The organism is Streptomyces sp. NPDC111606 (assembly GCF_055656945.1).
The window spans coordinates 1-19894 of record NZ_JBVKBY010000020.1 but is presented as its reverse complement, the minus strand read 5'-3'; the positions used below and the strand labels follow the sequence as shown (position 1 = coordinate 19894).

19 protein-coding genes and 3 pseudogenes are annotated in these 19894 nt (G+C 67.6%); 15 read left to right on the top strand and 7 right to left on the bottom strand.

Going from position 1 to position 19894, the window contains the following annotated elements; genetic code table 11:
* Positions 1-458 precede the first annotated feature (458 nt).
* The 3 genes and pseudogenes from ACZ7M7_RS42445 to ACZ7M7_RS42435 all read left to right on the top strand — a co-directional run.
* Complete coding sequence (locus tag ACZ7M7_RS42445) at positions 459-797, top strand: thioredoxin family protein (protein ID WP_472126890.1); 339 nt, start codon at positions 459-461, stop codon at positions 795-797.
* 56 nt (positions 798-853) lie between these two features.
* Positions 854-1096, top strand: coding sequence for a hypothetical protein (locus ACZ7M7_RS42440; protein ID WP_472126887.1), 243 nt, complete (start codon positions 854-856; stop codon positions 1094-1096).
* A pseudogene (locus ACZ7M7_RS42435) lies at positions 1072-1353 on the top strand (1,2-phenylacetyl-CoA epoxidase subunit PaaA); the annotation flags it as partial. The gene ACZ7M7_RS42440 and the pseudogene ACZ7M7_RS42435, both read left to right, overlap by 25 nt.
* A 248-nt stretch (positions 1354-1601) precedes the next feature.
* Here the strand turns inward: ACZ7M7_RS42435 and ACZ7M7_RS42430 are convergent.
* Positions 1602-3263, bottom strand: coding sequence for a sigma-54-dependent Fis family transcriptional regulator (locus ACZ7M7_RS42430; protein ID WP_472126988.1), 1662 nt, complete (start codon positions 3261-3263; stop codon positions 1602-1604).
* Positions 3264-3568: 305 nt separating this feature from the next.
* Between ACZ7M7_RS42430 and ACZ7M7_RS42425 the strand changes: the two genes are divergently transcribed.
* The 7 genes from ACZ7M7_RS42425 to ACZ7M7_RS42395 all read left to right on the top strand — a co-directional run bounded on the left by ACZ7M7_RS42425 (position 3569) and on the right by ACZ7M7_RS42395 (position 10981).
* Positions 3569-4594 carry an NAD(P)-dependent alcohol dehydrogenase gene (locus ACZ7M7_RS42425; protein WP_472126884.1) on the top strand — a complete coding sequence of 342 codons (1026 nt, stop codon included), beginning with the start codon at positions 3569-3571 and terminating at the stop codon, positions 4592-4594.
* A gap of 18 nt (positions 4595-4612) precedes the next feature.
* Complete coding sequence (locus ACZ7M7_RS42420) at positions 4613-6214, top strand: extracellular solute-binding protein (protein WP_472126881.1); 1602 nt, start codon at positions 4613-4615, stop codon at positions 6212-6214.
* A gap of 81 nt (positions 6215-6295) precedes the next feature.
* Positions 6296-7174 (top strand): carbohydrate ABC transporter permease, encoded by an 879-nt coding sequence (locus ACZ7M7_RS42415; RefSeq protein ID WP_383605016.1) that lies wholly within the window; start codon positions 6296-6298, stop codon positions 7172-7174.
* Positions 7171-8016 (top strand): carbohydrate ABC transporter permease, encoded by an 846-nt coding sequence (locus tag ACZ7M7_RS42410; protein WP_383605013.1) that lies wholly within the window; start codon positions 7171-7173, stop codon positions 8014-8016. The genes ACZ7M7_RS42415 and ACZ7M7_RS42410 overlap by 4 nt, the downstream gene beginning before the upstream one ends.
* Complete coding sequence (locus ACZ7M7_RS42405) at positions 8013-9101, top strand: ABC transporter ATP-binding protein (protein WP_472126878.1); 1089 nt, start codon at positions 8013-8015, stop codon at positions 9099-9101. Before ACZ7M7_RS42410 ends, ACZ7M7_RS42405 begins: the two co-directional genes overlap by 4 nt.
* Position 9102: 1 nt before the next feature.
* A complete protein-coding gene (locus ACZ7M7_RS42400) occupies positions 9103-10182 on the top strand; it encodes an ABC transporter ATP-binding protein (protein WP_472126875.1) in 1080 nt (359 codons plus the stop codon).
* A gap of 196 nt (positions 10183-10378) precedes the next feature.
* Positions 10379-10981, top strand: coding sequence for an NADPH-dependent F420 reductase (locus tag ACZ7M7_RS42395; RefSeq protein ID WP_472126985.1), 603 nt, complete (start codon positions 10379-10381; stop codon positions 10979-10981).
* Between the two features lie 207 nt (positions 10982-11188).
* On the opposite strand, the gene ACZ7M7_RS42390 is transcribed toward ACZ7M7_RS42395, so the two are convergent.
* The 3 genes from ACZ7M7_RS42390 to ACZ7M7_RS42380 form a co-directional block, all read right to left on the bottom strand.
* Complete coding sequence (locus ACZ7M7_RS42390; protein ID WP_472126872.1) at positions 11189-11338, bottom strand: hypothetical protein; 150 nt, start codon at positions 11336-11338, stop codon at positions 11189-11191.
* Positions 11335-11988 (bottom strand): response regulator, encoded by a 654-nt coding sequence (locus ACZ7M7_RS42385; protein WP_472126869.1) that lies wholly within the window; start codon positions 11986-11988, stop codon positions 11335-11337. Before ACZ7M7_RS42385 ends, ACZ7M7_RS42390 begins: the two co-directional genes overlap by 4 nt.
* Before the next feature lie 281 nt (positions 11989-12269).
* Positions 12270-12920: a histidine phosphatase family protein gene (locus ACZ7M7_RS42380; RefSeq protein ID WP_472126867.1), complete on the bottom strand. Its 651-nt coding sequence runs from the start codon at positions 12918-12920 to the stop codon at positions 12270-12272.
* Positions 12921-13407: 487 nt separating this feature from the next.
* Here ACZ7M7_RS42380 and ACZ7M7_RS42375 point away from each other — a divergent pair, with 487 nt between their 5' ends.
* Positions 13408-13536: a hypothetical protein gene (locus ACZ7M7_RS42375; RefSeq protein WP_472126864.1), complete on the top strand. Its 129-nt coding sequence runs from the start codon at positions 13408-13410 to the stop codon at positions 13534-13536.
* A gap of 27 nt (positions 13537-13563) precedes the next feature.
* Here the strand turns inward: ACZ7M7_RS42375 and ACZ7M7_RS42370 are convergent, their stop codons facing one another.
* Complete coding sequence (locus tag ACZ7M7_RS42370; protein ID WP_472126861.1) at positions 13564-14148, bottom strand: Imm21 family immunity protein; 585 nt, start codon at positions 14146-14148, stop codon at positions 13564-13566.
* A gap of 451 nt (positions 14149-14599) precedes the next feature.
* Between ACZ7M7_RS42370 and ACZ7M7_RS42365 the strand changes: the two genes are divergently transcribed.
* Positions 14600-14833 carry a hypothetical protein gene (locus ACZ7M7_RS42365; protein ID WP_472126859.1) on the top strand — a complete coding sequence of 78 codons (234 nt, stop codon included), beginning with the start codon at positions 14600-14602 and terminating at the stop codon, positions 14831-14833.
* On the opposite strand, the pseudogene ACZ7M7_RS42360 reads toward ACZ7M7_RS42365, so the two are convergent.
* A pseudogene (locus tag ACZ7M7_RS42360) lies at positions 14745-15050 on the bottom strand (replication-relaxation family protein); the annotation flags it as partial. The gene ACZ7M7_RS42365 and the pseudogene ACZ7M7_RS42360 sit on opposite strands and share 89 nt — an antisense overlap.
* Before the next feature lie 207 nt (positions 15051-15257).
* On the opposite strand from ACZ7M7_RS42360, the gene ACZ7M7_RS42355 reads away from it, so the two are divergent.
* The gene (locus ACZ7M7_RS42355; RefSeq protein ID WP_383632390.1) at positions 15258-15671 is read left to right on the top strand and encodes a hypothetical protein; all 414 of its coding nucleotides are present in this window, start codon (positions 15258-15260) and stop codon (positions 15669-15671) included.
* Positions 15672-15949: 278 nt separating this feature from the next.
* Here ACZ7M7_RS42355 and ACZ7M7_RS42350 read toward each other — a convergent pair whose 3' ends face one another.
* Positions 15950-16429, bottom strand: a complete 480-nt coding sequence (locus ACZ7M7_RS42350; protein WP_472126856.1) for a hypothetical protein — start codon at positions 16427-16429, stop codon at positions 15950-15952.
* A gap of 480 nt (positions 16430-16909) precedes the next feature.
* Between ACZ7M7_RS42350 and ACZ7M7_RS42345 the strand changes: the two genes are divergently transcribed.
* Complete coding sequence (locus ACZ7M7_RS42345; protein ID WP_472126853.1) at positions 16910-18709, top strand: hypothetical protein; 1800 nt, start codon at positions 16910-16912, stop codon at positions 18707-18709.
* A 334-nt stretch (positions 18710-19043) separates the two neighbouring features.
* A pseudogene (locus tag ACZ7M7_RS42340) lies at positions 19044-19808 on the top strand (IS481 family transposase); the annotation flags it as partial.
* Positions 19809-19894 lie beyond the last annotated feature (86 nt).

The following is a 19894-nucleotide window of genomic DNA, read 5'->3' as shown; positions in this document are numbered from 1 at the left end:
AGCCAGCTGAGACCGGGGTTGATGTGAAGACCAGACAAGGCTTCGGGAAGCCCGTCGGGGGCGCTGTCTCTGAGAAGCGGGGTGGCGGATACGGCTCGACTGGATCCGGTGGACGATGCGCACCGGCCCGCTCGTCGACGCGCTCATCGAGCATCTGGTCGGTGATCTGGGCCGCTATGCCCTGGAAAAACGGCTTCCATGTCGTCGTGGAGGGCGCTGTCCTGGCACGAGCAGACCCACGGGCGCACGGCGGGCTGCAGCTGGGTGACCGACGGGGCGGCCAGTCCGGGTCACCAGCGGCGGGGGGTCGGGCCTCTCGCGCCGGAGACCACCGTGGTTCTGCCACGGCCCCGTGCCTCCCTTCCGACCAGTCAACCGGACGACCGACCGGGCCGGCCTGGCACACCGTGCGAGGGATGATGGGGATGGAATGACGGAACGTGAGGTCAGGAGTTTCCATGGCGAAGCGGGTTCACCGACCCCGTGAGGACGCGGAGTTCAATTTCATCCTTGGGATGAGCGGAGTTCCGGTCCTCGCCTACTTCACCGGGACATGGCCCAAGGCAATCGAGCCCTGCCGGGTGATGGACCTCGTCATGGGTGGCATCGCCGACGACTACACGGGCCGCCTGACGGCCGTCCGCGCCGACATCACGCGTTGTCCGGCCGCAACCGAGCGATACGGGATCACCGGAGCCCCGTCCTACGTCCTGCTCAAGGAGGGAAAGGCGGTGGCGCACGGCACGGGGCCTATGACCACCGCCGAGGCACGGAAGTTCCTGGACGGCCACCTCTGAGCGGCCGCTGCGGCACGTGGCCGCGACGCCCGTCACGTCTCGACTATGGGTGGCCGATGTCGGTGCTGCGGGATGTGCGCGACTACATGGAGTGGGACCGGGCCGAGATGCTCGACTGCGGCCGCTCGCGCGGCTTCTACATCCCGACGCGCCGGTTGCTGCTGGTGGAGGACCCGGCCGCGCCCCGCGTGCGGGTGGGTGGCCGGTGGGTGCAGGTGGCCCACCTGGATGCGGAGGAGCGGCGCCGGCTGCTGGTGGCGGCGGCCGATGGAGGATGCGTCAGCGCTTTATCGACATGACTGCCCCGCAGGCCGAGCACCTCGGTGTCACGCTCCCCGACCTTGAGCTGCGCTGGAATGCCGAGCGTGGCCGCTACGGCTTCGGCGCCCCGGACTTTTCGGAGCTCCAGCGAGTGATCGAGGGCGACGGCATCTGCAATGCAGAGCGCATCGCTCGACGCCCGGCGGCACACGCGGATGGAGCTTGGGTGCGCGAGGCGGCCGCGGCACATGCCCCAAAGCGGTCCGCCCGGTTCCCGGAAGGAGCGGCAGCGTGAAGGACGGCAAATGGGGTCTCGATCATGTCCCCCCCGGGAGCTGTACGCCCGTCGTAACGAGGGAGTGCCTCGACTCCAAGGAGTTGGCTGCAGGCCGTACCCCGCAGCACGAGTGATTGGCGTGGACCACATGCCCGGCTGCCGACAGCGCGTAGGTGGTTCAGTTCGTCCCACGATGGATCCGCCGTGCCAGTCGCCGCCACAGGACCCGGCGTCGCACGCCGTGGCAGGTGTGCGGGGTCGGCCGGTCACGTCAGGTTGGAGGGGACGATCCCGTAGCGGCGCATCTTGCGGTACATCGTGGCGCGGCTGATCCCGAGGTCCTGCGCGGTTCGCTGGACATTGGAGTTGCGGTCCATCAGCCCACGCAGAATGGCGTCGCGTTCCAGCGCCTCGATGGTGGTCAGGACCTTGTTGGACGACACCCGGCATTCCGGCGGCAGGTCCTCCGCTTGGAGGATCCGGCCCGAAGCCCGCCGCGCCAGTCCCCGGATCACCGACTCCAACTGCCGGACGTTCTCGGGCCAGGGGCAGCGCTGCAGCATGGTCAGCGCATCCGGGGAGAATGTGCTCTCGCCGCTCGGCCGGTACTTGCGAAGGAAGAACCGTGCCAGGTGCTCGGTGTCTCCATAGCGATGGCGCAGCGCCGGCACCTCCACCGAGGCGCCGCAGAGCCTGTCGAGCTCGTCGGCGGTGCTGACCATCGACGGCTGGCTGGTTGTGACCAGCTGGGCTGTCGCGCTGCCGTTCTTCCGTACCAGCAAATGCGCCAGCTGCTGGCGTAGCTGATCGCCCAGCAGGTGCACATCACAGAGGAGGAGAACGCTGGACGACACGGCGAGCAGCTCTTCGATGTCGTGCAGCCAGCGCTCGGTGACGGCAGGTGAGTCCGCCAGCGGTGTTTCCCGCACTTCCAGCCGGCGTCCGGCGCCGTGGGCCCGGTGCAGGGCCTCGACCAGTGTCCTCTTGCCGACGCCGGCTTCGCCCAGGAGATGAAGCCGTGTCCCGGCGGCGAACGCCGCTTCGCTTGCGGCCACTGTGCGCAGCCAGTGCGGGGACGAGCCCACCAGTCCCAGGTTGGAGCGGACGGGCGCGGCGGAAACCGCAGGTGTGGTCTGGGTCCGTCCGATCAGCCGGACTCGGAAGACGGCGCCCGCATCGCTGTCCTCGCGTCGGCAGCGACTGACCCTGAGTTCGGCGACCCGTCCCGAGGGCAGGGCGATGCTGCGGGTCCCCTCAAGCCGCGCATGGTCGGCGATCTCACGGGCGTGGTCGAGCAGCGCCTGCTGATCGGGCCCGGTCACTGCGGCGCTGAGCTGCTCGTTCATCATGACGACATCGCGGTTGAGTGCCAGCACGGGCCCCGGGCGCGCCGAGGAGCACGCCTCCATGTAGTCCTGGAAGAGAGCCCGTTCGCGCCGCGAGGTGATCGCCGCGATCTCGGCCTCGATCTGGGCCGCGACCGAGCGGGCGAAGGCCATCAGCATGCCGTCGGAGCCCTGCCGGATGGTGGTGAGATTGAATGCTCCCAGCAGCGTGCCCCGGGTGGGATGCAGGATCGGTACGGCCGCGCAGTGGAACTCCCGCAGCTCTTCGACGTAGTGCTGCCTTCCGGCGATCACGACCGGTCGGCCGCTGGCCAGCGCGGTCCCGATGCCGTTCGTGCCCACGTATCGCTCGGCGAATACATGACCCGGGGCCAGACGCACGCGGTTGAGGTGCGTGGTCAGACCATCGTGAGACACCTTCCGGGACAGCACTACGCCGTTCCGGTCTGTGATCATCGTGGAGACCGGGTCGTCGGCGAGCTGTTCGTGCAGCGTGTCCAGGATGGGCAGCGCCGCCCGTGCCAGGGGGCTGTCCAGGTTGGGGTTGTCCAGGTAGGGAGCGTCAAGGCTGCCGGACTTCACCTTGTACTCGATCGAGCGTTGCCATGAGGCGACCACCAGTGGCCGGGCATTCGAATCGTTGGTGGCCTCCAGATACAGCTCTCTGGCTACTCTCAGCGAGTTCCCGGGTTGATGTCGGGGCATTTAACACTCCCGTGCGGCACGCGTCACATTCCTCGGTGCAGTGATTGGAACAGCCCGGCGGCGTCGCGCCTACGGCGTGTATCACATTGAGACATCCGCGGACGAATTCTGAGACATCGACCTGCGAACGGCGGCCTGTGTAATCGGCGCACCACCCACCCGCCGACTCGCAGGGAGCCGCCGTGAAAGCCGTGCAGGTCATCGAATACGACGAGCCGCCCGTGCTCGTGGATGTGCCGGACCCCCAGGTCACCGGCCCGCTGGATGTGATCGTGCAGATCGGGGGAGCCGGAGTCTGCCGGACCGATCTGCACATCCTCGAAGGACAGTGGAAGGAGAAGAGCGGGGTCGCCCTTCCGTACACGATCGGTCACGAGAACGCCGGCTGGGTCGCGGAGGTCGGAGAGGCCGTCAGCAACGTCGAGGTGGGTGACCCGGTCATCCTGCACCCGCTGGTGACCTGCGGTCTGTGCCGTGCCTGCCGGGCCGGCGACGACGTGCACTGCCTGAACTCGGCCTTCCCCGGGATCGACGCCGACGGGGGCTACGCCGAGTACCTGAAGACCAGCGCCCGCTCCGTCGTGCCCCTCGCCCCGTCCCTGGAGCCGGCCTCGGTGGCGGCACTGGCCGACGCCGGGCTCACGGCGTACCACGCCGCCGCGAAGGCGGCCCGGGCACTGTGGCCCGGTGACAAGGCCGTGGTCATCGGCGCCGGCGGACTCGGACACATCGGCATCCAGGTGCTGCGGGCCCTGTCGCCGGTCGAGATGATCGTCATCGACCGCAGCCCCGAGGCTCTCGCGCTGGCCAAGGAGCTTGGAGCCGACCACACGGTCCTCGCGGACGGCAGCGAAGCCGACCGCGTACGGGACCTCACCTCGGGGCACGGGGCGGAGGCCGTCCTGGACTTCGTCGGTGAGGGTGGCGCCGTCGAGACGGGCGTGGCCTGTCTTCGCCGTAACGGCAACTACTACGTCATCGGCTACGGCGGCCAGCTCCACGTGCCGACGATCGACGTCATCTCCACGGAGATCAACTTCATCGGCAATCTCGTGGGGTCCTACAACGACCTCTCCGAGCTGATGGTCCTTGCGGCCCGCGGCAAGGTCACCCTGCACACCCAGCGCTACCCCCTCGCCTCATTCCGGCAGGCCCTCGACGACCTGCACGCCGGCGCCGTACGCGGCCGAGCGATCTTGATCCCCTGACACCGCAGGAGAAGCCCCATGCGCAGCAGACCGTACAAGGGCCTGGTCGCCGTCGCGGCCGTAGCGGCACTGACCGCCACCGCGTGCACCGCCCAGAACGAGGCTCAGCAAAAGCCCAAGGAAAAGACCGCGCTCTTCAAGCCCGGCTCGGAGATCAGCTACAAGAAGTACGGCAAGGACTACCCGGCGACGAAGGTCAAGGACGTCCCCGGCTCCTGCAGCTACGAGTCGATCAGCCGCAAGGACTACTCCGGGCAGACGCTGAAGATCATCAGCCATGCCGTCCCCGTCATCGGTGAGCCGACCCAGCTGCACGCCAAGCAGTTCGAGGAGATCACCGGCGGGAAGGTCGAGGTGGTCAATGTCCCCTTCGGCGAGCTGCACCAGAAGATCCTCACGCCCCTCCAGGCGGGCCAGCCGGCGTACGACGTCATGTTCTACCCGTCCCTGTGGATCGGCGACATGGCCCCGTACCTGGAACCGGTGCCGGAGAAGTACCTCAACACCACCGGCATGCAGGACGTCACCGCGGCCTACATGGACGTGGCGACCTGGGACGGAAAGGTCGTCCAGTACCCGGTGGACGGTGACCGGCACTACCTCAAGGTCCGCAGCGATGTGCTGAAGGACCCCAAGTGGCAGGCCGAGTACAAGCAGGCCACGGGCAAGGACCTGAAGGTCCCCACGACATGGGCCGAATACCAGGAAATAGCCGAGGTGTTCAGCGGCAAGGACTTCGACGGCGACGGCAAGAAGAACTACGGCAGCGCCGAGGTCACCAAGCGCGATGACCTGACGTTCTCCGCGTTCATCAGCAGGGCGGCGCCGTACGTGAAGAATCCGGACGTCAAGGGCGGTGTCTTCTTCGACCTGGAGACCATGAAGCCGCTGATCAACACGCCCGGCTTCGTCCGCGCCCTGGAAGACATGGCCAAGGCCAAGGCCACCTGGGCACCCGGCGGCGCCAACTTCGGCCTGGGAGACGAGATCTTCTCCTTCGGAGGCGGCCAGACCCTGATGTCCTACTCCTGGGACGACGCCTTCATCCAGGCCCAGCAGCCGGACAGCAAGATCCGCAACACGGTTGAGGCGGCGCCGCTGCCGGGCTCAACGGAGGTCTACAACCGCACCACGAAGTCGTGGGACAAGAAGGCGAACCAGGCGGCCTACTTCACCTGGGGATGGACCTCCGCGGTGGCCAAGGCATCCAGCCACCAGGAGATGGCCTTCGACTACCTGTGCTTCTTCAGCAACGAGGCCAACACCGCTCTCGACCTGACCATCGGACGTTTCGGCGTCAACCCCTACCGCATCTCCCACCTCGACCCGGAGTTCTGGGAGAAGCAGGGCTGGGACAAGGACGTCGCCAAGGCGTACGTGAAGACGCTCGCCGGCATGGAGGAGAACCCCAACCGCGTCTTCGACCTGCGTGTCCCCGGCGTCAACCAGTACATGTCCGCGCTGGCCAACGGCGTCGCGGCGGCGCTCGCGGGTCAGGCGTCCCCGCAGCGCGCGCTGGACGGCGTAGCCAGGGAATGGGCCAAGATCACCGACCAGATCGGCAAGGAGAAGGTCCAGAGCGCCTATCGCAACGTAGTCGTGCTCGAGGACGAGTCCTGATCCGAACGCAGGGCGCCCCGGGTGGCCGGACCGCACCGGCCGGCCACCCGGGGACTCCCGCCCCCTTCCGCAAGGAGAACCATGGACGGCCTGCGCCGGCACAAGAGCATGTTCCTGTTGCCGGGACTGCTCACGCTCTTTCTGATCATCATTTTCCCGCTGCTGTTCACCATCCGCGTCAGCTTCTCCGGCTGGAACGTCAGCCACCCTCAGATGGACTTCATCGGAGGGGCCAACTACACCGCGATGCTGGACGACAGCCGCTTCTGGGGCTCGATCACCCGGCTGTTCCTGCTGGCGGGCGGCACGGTTTTGATTCAGTACCTCATCGGGTTCGGCATGGCGCTGCTGGTCTGGCGCGAGGTACGCGGCCGCAGATTCTGGCGGGTGCTCTTCCTCGTCCCCATGATGACCACGCCGGTGGTGATGGCCGCCATCTGGCAGACGATCTTCCATGAGTCGCTGGGGCCGGTGAACGACCTGCTGGGGATGCTGGGCCTGACGGGAATTCCCTGGCTCACCGAGTCCGGACCGGCCCTGTTCGCGCTGATGACCGTCGAGGTCTGGCAATGGACCCCCTTCATGTTCCTGTTGCTGCTGGCCGGCCTGCTCAGCCTTCCCAAGGAACCGTTCATGGCCGCCGCGATCGACGGCGCCGGCACCTGGCGCACCTTCTGGAAGGTGACCTTCCCGCTGATGGCACCGGTCTCGGTGGCGGCGGTCATCATCCGGCTGGTCGAGGCGTCCAAGCTCTCCGACAGCGTCTACGTCCTGACGTCCGGCGGTCCGGGCTCCTCCACGGAAACCCCGGGCTACTACCTCTACATCCAGGGTCTCCGCGATCAGCAGACCGGCTACAGCGGGGCGATGTCCCTGACCTACCTCGTCCTGATGATCGTCACGCTCACGGTCGTCGCCGCCCTGCTCACCAGGGCCCTCAAGCTGAAGGGGGACTCATGAGGTCGCGCCTTTACCCCGTATTCAAGTACACCGTGATCGCCCTGTGGGCCTGCTTCGTCGCGGGACCGTTCTTCTGGGCGATGACGACCAGCTTCAAGAACGCCAACGCCGTCCAGGGCGGTCCGACTTACATCCCCTGGGGGCAGTACGAACCCACCCTCACCGGCTGGCGCAACATCTTCGGCGGAGCCGGCGGCGTCGATGTGATCGATCCCTTCATCAACAGTGCCATCGTCACCATCGCTGCGTCCGCCATCAGCTTGGCGCTGGGGTCGCTGGCCGCCTACGCGCTGTCCCGGTACCGGTTCAGGCTGGGCTTCATCAAGAACAGCGACATCGTCTTCTTCTTCGTCTCCCAGCGGATCATGCCGCCCGTCGTCCTGGTGATCCCCTTCTTCTACCTCCTGCAGTGGGGTGGCCTCCTGGACACCATCGCGGGCCTGGTCATCGTGACGGTCGCGCTCCTGCTGCCGATCGCGGTGTGGGTGATGGTGGACTTCTTCAACGGCATCCCCCGGGAGATCGACGAGATGGCGATGCTGGACGGCTGCCCCCCGTTCCAGACCTTCGTACGGGCGATCCTGCCGAACTCCCTGCCCGGGCTGACCGTCGCGGCGATGTTCTGCGCCGTGTTCGGCTGGAACGACTTCTTCTTCGCCTTCCGGCTGACCTTCACCGAGGTCCAGACCCTGCCCCAGGCGGTCGTCGCCCTCAACTCCTCGATTCCACCGTGGTGGACGCTGTCCGCAGCCGCGCTCTTCGGCGTGGCACCGCTGATCCTGCTCGCCCTCTGGGTGGAGCGCCTACTGTCCAAGGGGAACCTGTCGGGAGCCGTCCGTTGAACCTCAACGCCACTGATCTGTGCCTGACCGTCGACGGCGTCCACCACCTCAAGAACGTGACCGCCACCTTCCAGCCGGGACGGCTGCACACCGTCATCGGCCGGACGATGGCCGGGAAGACGACGCTGCTACGGGCCCTGGCCGGCCTGCAGAAGGTGGACTCCGGCTCGCTGACCCTGGCGGGAGCCGACTTCCTCAAGACACCGGTATGGCGGCGCGACACCGCCATGGTCTACCAGCAGTTCATCAACTACCCGCATCTGAATGTGTTCGACAACGTGGCCTTCCCGCTGAAGCGGGCAAGGCTGTCACGGGACGAGATCGGGCGCCGGGCCCGGCAGAGCCTGGCGAGCGTGGGGCTTGCGGACTTCGAGAAGCGCAAGCCTTCCCAGCTCTCCGGCGGCCAGCAGCAGCGCGTCGCGATGGCACGCGCCCTGGCCCGCGGTACCGGCATCCTCCTGCTCGACGAGCCACTGGCGAACCTGGACTACAAGTTGCGCGAACAACTGCGTGACGAGTTCAAGGCCCTCTTCTCCGACCAGGGCGACACGATCGTCATCTACACGACCACCGAACCCGCCGAGGCGATGATGCTCGGGGACGTGGTCCTCGTCATGCACGAGGGACGGATCCTGCAGACCGGCACCCCGCAGGAGGTCTTCGAACGCCCGGCGACCACCACGGTGGCGTCCATCATCAACGACCCGCCCATGAACATCTTCGCGGGCCGACTGGAGGGCGGACAGGTCACGGTGGCCGGTTTCCAGGCCACGCACGTCTCCGCGCACCTGGCCGACCTGCCGGACGGCGCCTACCAGTTCGGCCTGCGCGCCACCGACGTCAGCCTGGCTGACGGCGGGGTCGAGGGCGAGGTCACGTTCGTCGAGATCTCCGGCTCCGAGACCTTCGTCCATGTGGCCGTCGGCGAGACCCCCTTCGTCGTACAGATCGAGGGCATCCACGACGTCGCCCTCGGCGACCTGGTCAAACTCCGGCTCCGTCCCGACCGGCTGTTCGCTTTCGACGAGCAAGGGGCGCTCGTGCGGACACCTACATACGATCTCGCTTCAGTGGAAGGCCGTTGATATGGCGCAGTTGGACATCGTCGACGTCGGGCACGCGTACGCGCCGGGCGCAGAGGAGGAGCGGTGGGCCCTCAAGCCGCTGAAGCTGACCTTCGAGTCCGGCAAAACCTATGCGCTGGTCGGGCCTTCGGGGTGCGGTAAGACGACGCTGCTGAACATCCTGTCCGGCCTGGTCAGACCATCACGCGGACGGGTGCTGTTCGACGGCGTCGACGTCACCGCCCTGCCCACCAAGGCGCGCAACATCGCCCAGGTCTTCCAGTTCCCCGTGATCTACAAGTCGATGACGGTCTACGACAACCTCGCCTTCCCGCTGCAGTGCCGGCGCTGGGAGAAGACGAGGATCGACGCCAAGGTCCGGCAGGTCGCCGAGGCCCTGGACCTTCAGGACCGACTGGGGCTGCCAGCTCGCGGGCTCACCGCCGACGACAAGCAGCTGATCTCACTCGGCCGCGGCCTGGTCCGTGACGACGTGGCGGCCGTCCTGATGGACGAACCGCTCACCGTGATCGACCCGCAGCTGAAGCACTCACTGCGGCGCAGGATACGAGAGATCACTGAACAGTTCCGGCCGACCGTGATCTATGTGACGCACGACCAGTACGAGGCGATGAGCTTCGCGCAGGAATTGCTCGTCATGAAGGACGGCCGAGCCGTGCAGCAAGGCACCCCTGAGCAGCTGTTCGAGGCGCCCTCCTCCACCTACGTCGGCTACTTCATCGGCTCACCGGCGATGAACTTCCTGACCGTGGATCGCAGCGATGGCCCCCTCGCGCTGGGCGGCCGACCGCTGTCCGTCGCCTGGGACATTCCCCGCAGCACGACCGAGGTCCAGGTCGGTGTGCGGCCCGAATACGTCAAGTTCGTCACGGACCCCGGCCCCAACACCTTCCCGGGCCGACTGCGGGGCGTCAGCGACCACGGTGCGCAGCGCGTGCTCGAGGTCGAGGTCGCCGGGCAGTCTGTCAGGGCCAAGACGCCACGAGAGGACGGAGTCCCGGCCGGCGAGAATGTTCTGGTGCACCTGCCGCGCGCAAAGGCCCTTCCGTATGCCGGTGGCCAACTGGTACTCCGCTCGTGACGGTCCGTCCGCCTTACAACTCATCTCAGTTGGTGAGGGGAGCCTGGAAGGGCGCTGGCCGGGCGGTGTGCAGCAACTGTTGAATGGCGCCGTGGAGAACATTTGGACGCCAGCGCATCAAGCGGTGGAGGACGAGGACGCAGAGGCTTTGGCTCAGTTGCTGGCCAAGGGAGTCGACCCCGATGAGGTATGCGGCATTTCCACGCCTGGCTGCGCGGGCCAGCGCGGTTCGCGCCACGCCCCGGGCAGCAGGTCCGCGCGGGCGCCGGCAGGGCATGAGGTGACCGTGGCGGACCGCGCGCCGGGCGCCGCCGCCGACGCCGCCCGGACAGCCCAGATCGTCATCAACGCCACCCCGGGTGCCGGCTCGCTGGACCGGCTCGTCGCCCTCCGCGAGGAACTGCGCGACAAGATCCTCGTCGACGTCTCCAACGCCACCACCGACGGACCGGACGGACTGCCCGCCGACCTGATTTACCCCGGCTCAAGCCTCGCCGAGCAACTCCAGGAGGCACTCCCCGAAACGCGCGTCGTCAAGACACTCAACACCATGCTCTTCCCGGTGATGACCGCGCCCGCCGCGCTCACCCAGGCGCCCGACGCCTTCCTCTCCGGCGAGGACCCCCAGGCCAAGCAGACCGTCCGCGAACTGCTCATCAACCTCGGCTGGCACAAGGACTGGATCACCGACCTCGGCGGGATCCAGACCGCCCGCGCCACAGAGGCCGCGATACTGTTCGTACCGCACGTGATGCGGTCCAGCGGATTCGCGCCCTTCGCGATCTCGATCGCCCGATGATCCGCACACAGTGCATCGCCCCGGCGGGCCCACGTCCAGAACGGATACAACAGCCCAGCGGAGGCCAGCGATTCAGCGCCGCATGGCGACCCGTGGCTCCCCTTCCCGGGGCCGTCGTCCTCGCACCGAGGAATCGGCGACTAGGCACGCGCAGACCGCATCGGCCAGCAGGACGGCTGGGAGGGTGAGGACGAAGGTGAGCAGCGGTCACCGTCGGCGCAGCAGCAGGGCGATGGCAGCTGCCAGGCCACAGGCTGTCCGCCACGGCTCCTCGGCATCCCAGGGAACCCAGACATCGAGGAGAGCCAGACCCACCGCCACGCCGTCCAAGAGCAGCGGAGCCGGGCGGCGGGTCATCCTGTCCTCCTGGTGAGGAGTCCGGCCCTTTCGGCGAAGAGCGTGGCCTGCACCGGGCCGCTGACCTCCAGCTTGGCGAGGATCGCGCTGACGTGATCCTTGACCGTGCCGGTGCTCAGATGCATCCGGGTCGCGATGTCGGCTTTCGACAGACCCTCGGCGATGAGGACGAGCACCTCACGTTCACGGCCGGTCAGGCGCTTGAGTACCTGCGGTGGGTGCTCCTGTGCTCCTGCGCTCGGATAGCCCTCCACCACCACACGCGTCACCTGGGACGACAGCACTGTGCCGCCGCGGGCCAGGCTCCGCACCGCGAGGGGCAGTGCCTCGGGATCGGTGTCCTTGAGAAGGAAACCGGCAGCACCCGAGCGCAGCGCCGTCTCCGGGTACTTGTCTATGTCGAATGTGGTCAGCGTGGCCACCACTGGAGGCTCCGGCAGTTCGCGAATGTGACCCAGGACGGTGAGCCCGTCCACGTCCGGCATCCGGATGTCCAGCAAAACGATGTCGAGGCGTCTCTTGCGCACAGTCCGCAGAGCCTGCCCGCCTGGCACCGCCCCAACGACCTCGATACCGTCGGCGGCATCAAGGATGCGCTGGAAGCCTGTGCGGATCAGGGCGTCGTCGTCGACCACCAGTACCCGGATCACGTGTGCTCCAGCCGCTATCGGACCACTGTCCGATTCGGACCACGGCGGGGGCGGCTGTGCCGCTGGGGCCGTCCGCTGAGAGGCCGTCGGCCCGTCATGACAGCCCTTCCGGAGCTGAACCGCCTGCGTTTTGGATCGTCGCCGTGGCTTGCTCAGCATCCTGGCACCTTCGGCGCCGGCGTTGTCCATTCCTCTGAGTTCGTACCTCCTGCTGCGGTGGCACCGTAGCCGAGCGCCTCGTCGAAGGGCGCGTGAGTCCGCTGACGAGAAGGACATGGAGGTCATGGCCGGACGAGGAGGGGTGGATACCACCCGGTTGCCTGCGTGCGCAGCACTGCGACGGATGCAGAACCGTCGGCCGACTGCGGTTGCTGCGGGATGGCCATGCCGCCGAGCCGGGCATTCCAGCAGCCGTCGCGCATCGTCAGCGTCACCGCGGACAGGGGCGGAACACCGAGATGCCAGAAGGCGCGGGCAGGTGCGGACAGGACATGGACCAGTGAGGCTCGAATGACGGAAGCCTCGGTGACCGTGAGTATCCGCTCCATATCGGCGGGCAGAGAACTCAGCCATGCCGCTGTCCGACGGCAGAGTCGAGCGACGGACTCGCCCCCGTGCGGCGCGGCGTCGGGATTGGTCAGCCAAGCCGAGAAGCCGTAGGGGTCTTTGGCCACGATGTCTTTCCGCTGGCGGCCGTACCAGCTGCCGTAGTCCAGGTCACGCAGAGCAGTCTCGGGCGTGGCTGCGATCGCGAGGGACTCAGCGGCCCGCGCGCAGCGGGCGGAGGGAGCTCGGAGCGCCAGTGAGTACGGCGCAATTACTTCTTCCGTCGGTATGTCCTCATGCCGTCCGTGGTCATTCAGGGCCCCGTCCCCGAAGACCAGGCCGTCGCTGCCTTCCGCGGCAGCAGCACACAGCATCGTTACTCGCACAGTCACTATCCGGCCCCCTTCTCCGATCGGGACGGGACAAATGCCGACCTCGTGGTGTGATCAAGTGGGGGCCGCACGATGGCCACGATGTGGCCCACCTATGCCCTCAGGGAGATCAAGCCGACGGCGGCATTGGTCACAAGACTTCAGGAACCGTGCCGGCAGAACCATCCGGCAGGTGGCCGGACTGCCCCCGCCGATCGGCTGGTTCTCACCCGTCGACGGTCGGGCCGTTGGCTGTCCGGGGCAAGGGCGTCGAGCCGGATCTGCATGCGCAGTAGGAATTGATCTACACGCCGGCGGGAAACGATCTTTGTGAGGGGGATGCCGTGGCACTCCGAGACGCGCCGCAGCCGCCGGCCGGGAACGAGTACCCGGCCCACGTCGAGGCGCTCTACCGAACGCCGCGCCCGACCATGAGCCGGGTCGGGTCTTCACGGCCGCAGAATCCGCGGCACCGCCGACGGCTTTCATGGCGTGGGGCCCTGTGATCACAAGTCGGTCCAAGGACGAGGTCCTCGAACGCCAGCGAGACGACGCGGCGGCCAAGGGACAGGTCGCCCACGAGCAGATCTTCGACGGACTCCTCAGCCGACTTGACGGGGAAGCGTCCTGACCTCCTCCTGCCGAGGGCTGATCTCGCTCAGCTCGATGGCTGAGACAGAAGTTGGATCACGCCCACCGAGGTGTCCTTGATGGGTGAGGCATGGACGGCGCGGACCATCCAGCTGCCGGGCGGCAGGGCGACGGGGGCCTGCTCCGGCATGCCTCCGCCGTTCGGGTACTCGACGCTGAGCTCGGCTCCGGCGGTCACGGAGTCCATGAGAACCGCTGGGCCATCCGTCTCCCAAATGCCGCACTCCTCCCACATGGTGGTGGAGTCGGCGAGCACCGCCCGGGCCGCGGCGATCAGGTCGGCCTCGCTGTTGGCGCCCAGCCAGCGAACGAAGGCCTGGTGCTCCGGCAGATAGAAGCTGCTGGCCGGCTCGTCCGCCAGGACAAGTCCCTGTGCGCCCTCCTCGCCGACGGCGATCACGCCGGCCAGACCTTCCACCTCGCAGGCGCGGTCATAGTCGTCCAGACCGTCACCGCTGCCGACGACCATCCCCGACTGGGTGCAACCATGCCACTGGGTCAGCGCGGAAACCGGCACTGCGATCAGCGGGCCGCCCATCGACTCGACCCAGGTGCGGGAAGGGTCGGCTGGGGTGGAGGGGAACGTTGTCACGACGCCATTATCCCCGGGGCCTCGGACAACGAGCCGTCAGGCGGCCCAGCGCAAGCCATCTCTTGACACCAAGACCCGCATATTAGAGGGATGCCGATGACGATCGTCTACGACCGGACCAAGACCGTCGTCCGTCGGCACGTCGCTCCCGGCGAGGCGGTCCCGCTGCATCCGGAGGCGGTCGCTTTCGCCGGGCACTACGACTTCGACATCGACGTCCTGGCCGCCTATCGCCCACCGGAAAAGGGCCGGTTGAACGACAGGTTCTCATCGTTCGCGATCATGTGTTGTCAGGGCGGGCGTTCTCCTCGCTGGAGGAGATGGACGCCGCGTTCGCCGCCTGGGTGCCCAGGCGGCGGGACCAGATCCACAAGACGCACCGGGAAGTCATCGGCATCCGGGCCGCCCGCGACCACGCGGCCCTCAAACGCTGCCGCCGACTCCGTACTTGGTGGCCGAGCAGCATCTGCGGCCGGTCGGCAAGGACTGCCTGGTCGCGTTCGGCGGAAACCTCTACTCGGTTCCTCGACCAGGGCTGCGGTATCAGGTGCACCCGCTACCGCCAGCGACCTTCTCAACGCCGCGCTTTGTGATGACAGGTTGGTCCATGAGCGGGGCTGGCCTCCAGGCAGCGGCACCCACACTGAGCCGGAGGGACGGTTGTGGTCGATGTCTTCCAGAGTGACGGCTCCGAGAGGGACCTCGCGGGCGAGGGCGGCGACGGGTGGGTGCTGTGCGGCCATCGCCTGCACATCGCTGATCCGATTCCTCAGCCTGGCCCGGGAGGCGCCGGTGAGTACGAAAGAGACGCCAGGGTAGATGGGGTACCAGCGCAGCCACGCCGGACCGGCGGAAGGCAGCCTGTGGCGGCCGATGGGTTGGGCTTCGTACCGGAACAGTCTGTGGTCGCCGGGTCAGACATCGCCGGTACGCCGGGGGATGGTGGCGCTGGGGTTCGGGGTTCCCCAAACCGGCCGCCGCGTACATGGGGCGGTGGCGCAGGCGCATTCACCGCCGGGTTGCACTTCCTGGAAGGCCCTGTGATGCCGCAACTGGCTTGCCCGTCACGCTAGGGCGTCTCGTAGAGGAGGCCGCGTACCCTCGGCTGCGTGCCTCGCCATTCGAAGAAGTCCCGCCGGCTGGTCGCCAACGGGCGCGTGTACATGTGGACGATGCGCCATAGCCACCGAAGGGGCGCCGATGGCCGGGCCGTGGACTGCCGCCAAGTCCTGACCCTGTCCCCGCATCCGGCCGGCACCGGCGGCCCGCTACGCATTGTCTTTGCCGCCGGTCCCGGCCGGTACGTCCCGAGCGGCGCCCCCTTCGGCTCCGGGGACGTGGGCTTCATCCGGGGTGTAGACCTGAACCTGCACGAGCCGGGCGCCGTGCGGGCTTTGCTCGACGTGGCGTTGGCCGGGGGGTGGCAGCCAGGGGAGCCGCGGGTGGTGGAGGTCGACGGCTGGTGCCTGCTGGAGACGGCGGCCGCCGTGCGAGCCGGGGACACCAGCCCCGAGGGCCCGTAGGGGGTGGCTCCTCTTCTTCTGACTTCATTGATCCTGAGACGAGCCCGCCTGTCCTGTCTCATCGAGCACGTCATCTGGATGCGCCCTGACCTGCGAGGTGTCAGGTCTGCGTGAGACTTGGGTCGAGGCCGGAGAGCCATGAGGCCGGGACCGGATTCGAAGGGATCGAATGTCTCATGGATCATGGCGAGTGTGTGCGCTCTGACCTGTGGTGCGGCACCTCGTCTGGGACGCCATCGGTGTGATTCTCACAGCGCATGGCAGTTTCGGGGCGCGAGTCAGCTCCAGTAGCTGCCGCTGGCCGCTGTCTCCTGCCGCGTTTGGAGCTTGAGCTGCTGCCTGCAGGAGTTGATGGCTTTCGTCGCCCAGTCCCGGAAGGCTTCGGGATCCTCTGCCAGGGCGTGCAGTTGCCGGGCGGACTTCTGAGCGTGGGCCATCCAAGGCGCGACGGCATCCTCGGCCAGGACCTGGTCCAGGCGTCGCCGCGCGGTGGAGGTATCACCGGTCAGTCCGGCGGCAATCCCGGCGTGGTAGTTGTCCCAGAAGTGGCCGGGGCGAGGTTTGTGCGAGGTCAGGAAGTTGGTGGTGGACGGCAGGTCAATGAACGTGGCCCGGTTTTCCAGTGCCAGGTCGGCGGCTCGTCGCGCGAGGGTTTGCGCGTCGAGGGGGAACTGGGTGGGGTTCACGAACCGCTCGAATCCGGGCTCGCGGCCGCCGAGGTCGAATGCCAGATGATCTCTGTCCTGCCACAACCACATCACGCCGACGTTCAGATAGCTGCCGTCGTTGCGGCCGGGCTGGAACTCGACGATGCTCAGCCACCATCCGTGGTCGTCGATCCAGGTTCGTGACCTTCCGCGCTGCTGGAGACCGGGGGCCGAAGTGCCTCGCGGGCTGCTGCGGCAACCAGGAGGGGAGCGGTGGGTGTGGCTGCCATGCCGATCATTCTCCGATGCCCTGTGGTGCTGCGCAGGTGGTGGCGTAGGGGCGTCCGCAGGTGCCGGGTTCGACCTTGCGTAGCTCGAAGTGTTTTTGGAACTCGTCCCGTCTCTAGCTCGGTGGGTTCTGCGGTATTCGGCGGCCGGGGGGCGTTGCATTTGCGCGGCACGTCGCCGAGAGGAGGCCCTGCCGCCTGCCGGAAGCGCTGACGCTCCAAGATCTACTTCTGGCGGCTTCGGGGCTTACCTCGGCGATATCCCCGCTGTCGATGTCAGTGCCATGCCCTACCTTCGGGTCACATGGACGCCAACTACCCAGCCCTGGGCACCTATTACGCCGGCAGGGACGAACCTGAGGGCACGCCCGCCCATTCTCTGTACGTATGGATCGAGTACCTGCACGAGCTGATGGACAAGCTGTGCGACCGGTTCACCGCCGGGGGCTGGGAGCACGATTTCTCGATCGACTCGCTGCAGGTCCTGGAGCGCGACCTCGGCATCCGGTACGGGGCCGGTGACGGCACGGACGAGGCCGCCATGGTCATGGAGTCCCTGGCGGGCTACTTCGGGGAGGTGCTCCTCAGGGCGGGCGGCGGGCGCTGGGTGTGGGAGGAGTGTGCGGGGGCCGGGGGGGTGCCCGCCGTACAGCCGGATCCTGCGCTCGGTCTGGAGCCCATCGTTCCGATGCTGCTCGTCGGCCAGGCGGTCTACGAGAAGACACGGAACATCTTCACCACCGTCGCGCTGCGCCTGCGCAGGGCGGTCGTGGACCACGCGGCGGCGCACCCCGGGTGGACGCCGGAGCGCGTCCGTACGCCGTGGGTGCGACGCCATGAACTGGACGCGTACGACGACGGGTGGCGACGGTGGCCGGACGCGTGCCTCTACCACTACCGCACCTGGTGGGCGGACACGGCCGGCGGGGGCGTCGAGCGCTGGAACTTTCAGGCCGACTCGCTCGACGCCCTGGAGAAGCTGCTGCGCCAACGCCTCGGGACGGTCGCGAAGTACGACAAGGTCGCGGGCCGGGACTTCTGGACCATGACCGCCTGGTATATCGGTGAGTACGTTGTCCGCCACAAGAGCGCCAGCTGGCAGTACCGCACGTCCAACCCCAAGGCGCCGCCCGGGACGTGGTATGGCAAGGACTCCTACTGGACGGACTCCGCGTTCGTCGCCCAGCCGTTCCGTTACGACGGCCACACCGAGCACCCTGCCGACATGGTGCGTGACGTTCTCGCGGGCGCGAGCCTGCGTGAAGTGGTGGACCGTTTTCCCTGTGCCCTCGAGGGGCCCGGGCGCGCTGACCCCGCGTCGCCTGGCCCAGGAGACGCCGCCGAGCCCTGGCCCGAGGTCCTGTGGCCGCTCGTCGCCCCGGAGCACCTTCCGCCGCCCCTCACGCCTCGGCAGCTTCAGGAACTGGACGAAGAGGCACGGCAGTTGAAGGCCGATCCCGATCTCAGGCCCCGATACGAGGTGAAGCCCGGACGGGTCACCTACACACGGATGGCCGAAGTCCTCGTCGACCTCGGCATGATCACTCAGGAGAAGGCCCGTGGCGTCCTGCACGACTTCAGGGACTACGCGCACGACACACTGGACGATCCCCATGACATCGCCGACACCCTCGAGGAGTTCGGCGTGGCCGTCAGTATCCACGCCGATGATGTCGACTACGCCGACGAGTACTACGCGTGGCTCCTGGACAGGGCCGCGGCACTCACCGGAGGGAAGGTCACCGTCACGAACTATCGCTTCGTCTTCGACAAGGACGACGACGAGGACGACAAGGACGACAAGGACGGGGAGTACGAGGTGTACCAGGAGGAGGACGGTCGCGGGACGCTGTACTTCGACCGCAACGGCGAGGAGCTCTCCTTCTACATAGAGCAGGAGTCGAACGACTACCTCGACATGGGCGCGGCCCAGGCCGCCATCGAAGCGCTCAGCCCCGACGACGACCCCCGCTCCTTCCGCTGTGTCGACAACGGCCCCAAGAAGCCGCCCGGCACCACGGACGACATCATGGTCCTGACCACGGCCGACCAACGCGCTGGACTCCGCCGGCACTTCGGCATCGAGTTCCACGAACCGTGGTGAGGCGGCCGTCACCCTCCCCTGTACGTCGGTACGGCCCCGCCCCGCGGCGGGGTGACACCGCGCCGACGCCATGTGGCCGCTGACCGTTACGCGAGATCGCCGAGGGAAGCCCAAAGAGGCAGAGGGTGATCTTGAAGCCAGTTCCGGACCATCATCGGTACGCCCGCCGGGGGCAACGACCTTCTGACGGCGTACAAGGTGAACCAGAGGGCCGCCGCAGGTAGCTGCTAGTTGTATTGATCACGAGCGTTGTTAGCGCTGGCCTGGCTTGATCATGGCGAAGGCCTCCGTGTGTGGTGGAGGTGTCGAATCTTCACCACACACGGAGGCCTTCGTGTCCCACCGTAATGCCCGGCTGACTGTTCATGGCAGGCGACTGCTGATCGACCGTGTTCGCTCGGGCCGTCCCGTCGCGCACGTCGCCGCGGAGATGGGCATCTCCCGCCCCACGGCCCACAAGTGGATCCGACGCTGGCACTCCGAGCGCGAAAGCGGGCTCTTCGACCGCTCCAGCCGTCCACGCACGACACCACACCGAACCAGTGCCGCAGCCGAAGCCCGCGCCTGCCGACTGCGGCAAACCCGCAAGCTCGGGCCGGCACGCCTGGGACCGATCCTGGGCCTGCCCGCCTCGACCGTGCACCGCATCCTCACCCGGCACGGCCTGAACCGTCTGGCCTTCCTGGACCGGCCCACCGGAGAGGTCATCCGCCGCTACGAGCGTGACCGGCCCGGCGAACTGGTCCACGTGGACGTCAAGAAACTCGGCCGGATCCCCGACGGCAGCGGCCACAAGGTCCTGGGCCGCCAGGCCGGCCGAGCCCGCCGCAGCAGCATGGGCTTCGACTACATCCACTCCGCCGTCGACGACCACAGCCGCCTCGCCTACAGCGAAATCCACCCGGACGAGAAGGCCGCCACCTGCGCCGCCTTCCTGCGCCGGGCCGCGGCCTTCTTCACCGCACACGGCATCGGCCGCGTCGAGCGGGTCCTGACCGACAACGCCTGGCCCTACCGCAAGAGCTTCGCCTGGCAGCAGGCGCTGGCCGACCTCGGTGCGGCCGGCAAGCTCACCCGCGCCCACCGGCCGCAGACCAACTGCGAGGATCTGCAAGCGCTCTTCCGGCCGGTCTGACTCACAGACCAACCGGCCGCTCGTGCCTTGTTGCCGATGCGTCGGCCGGC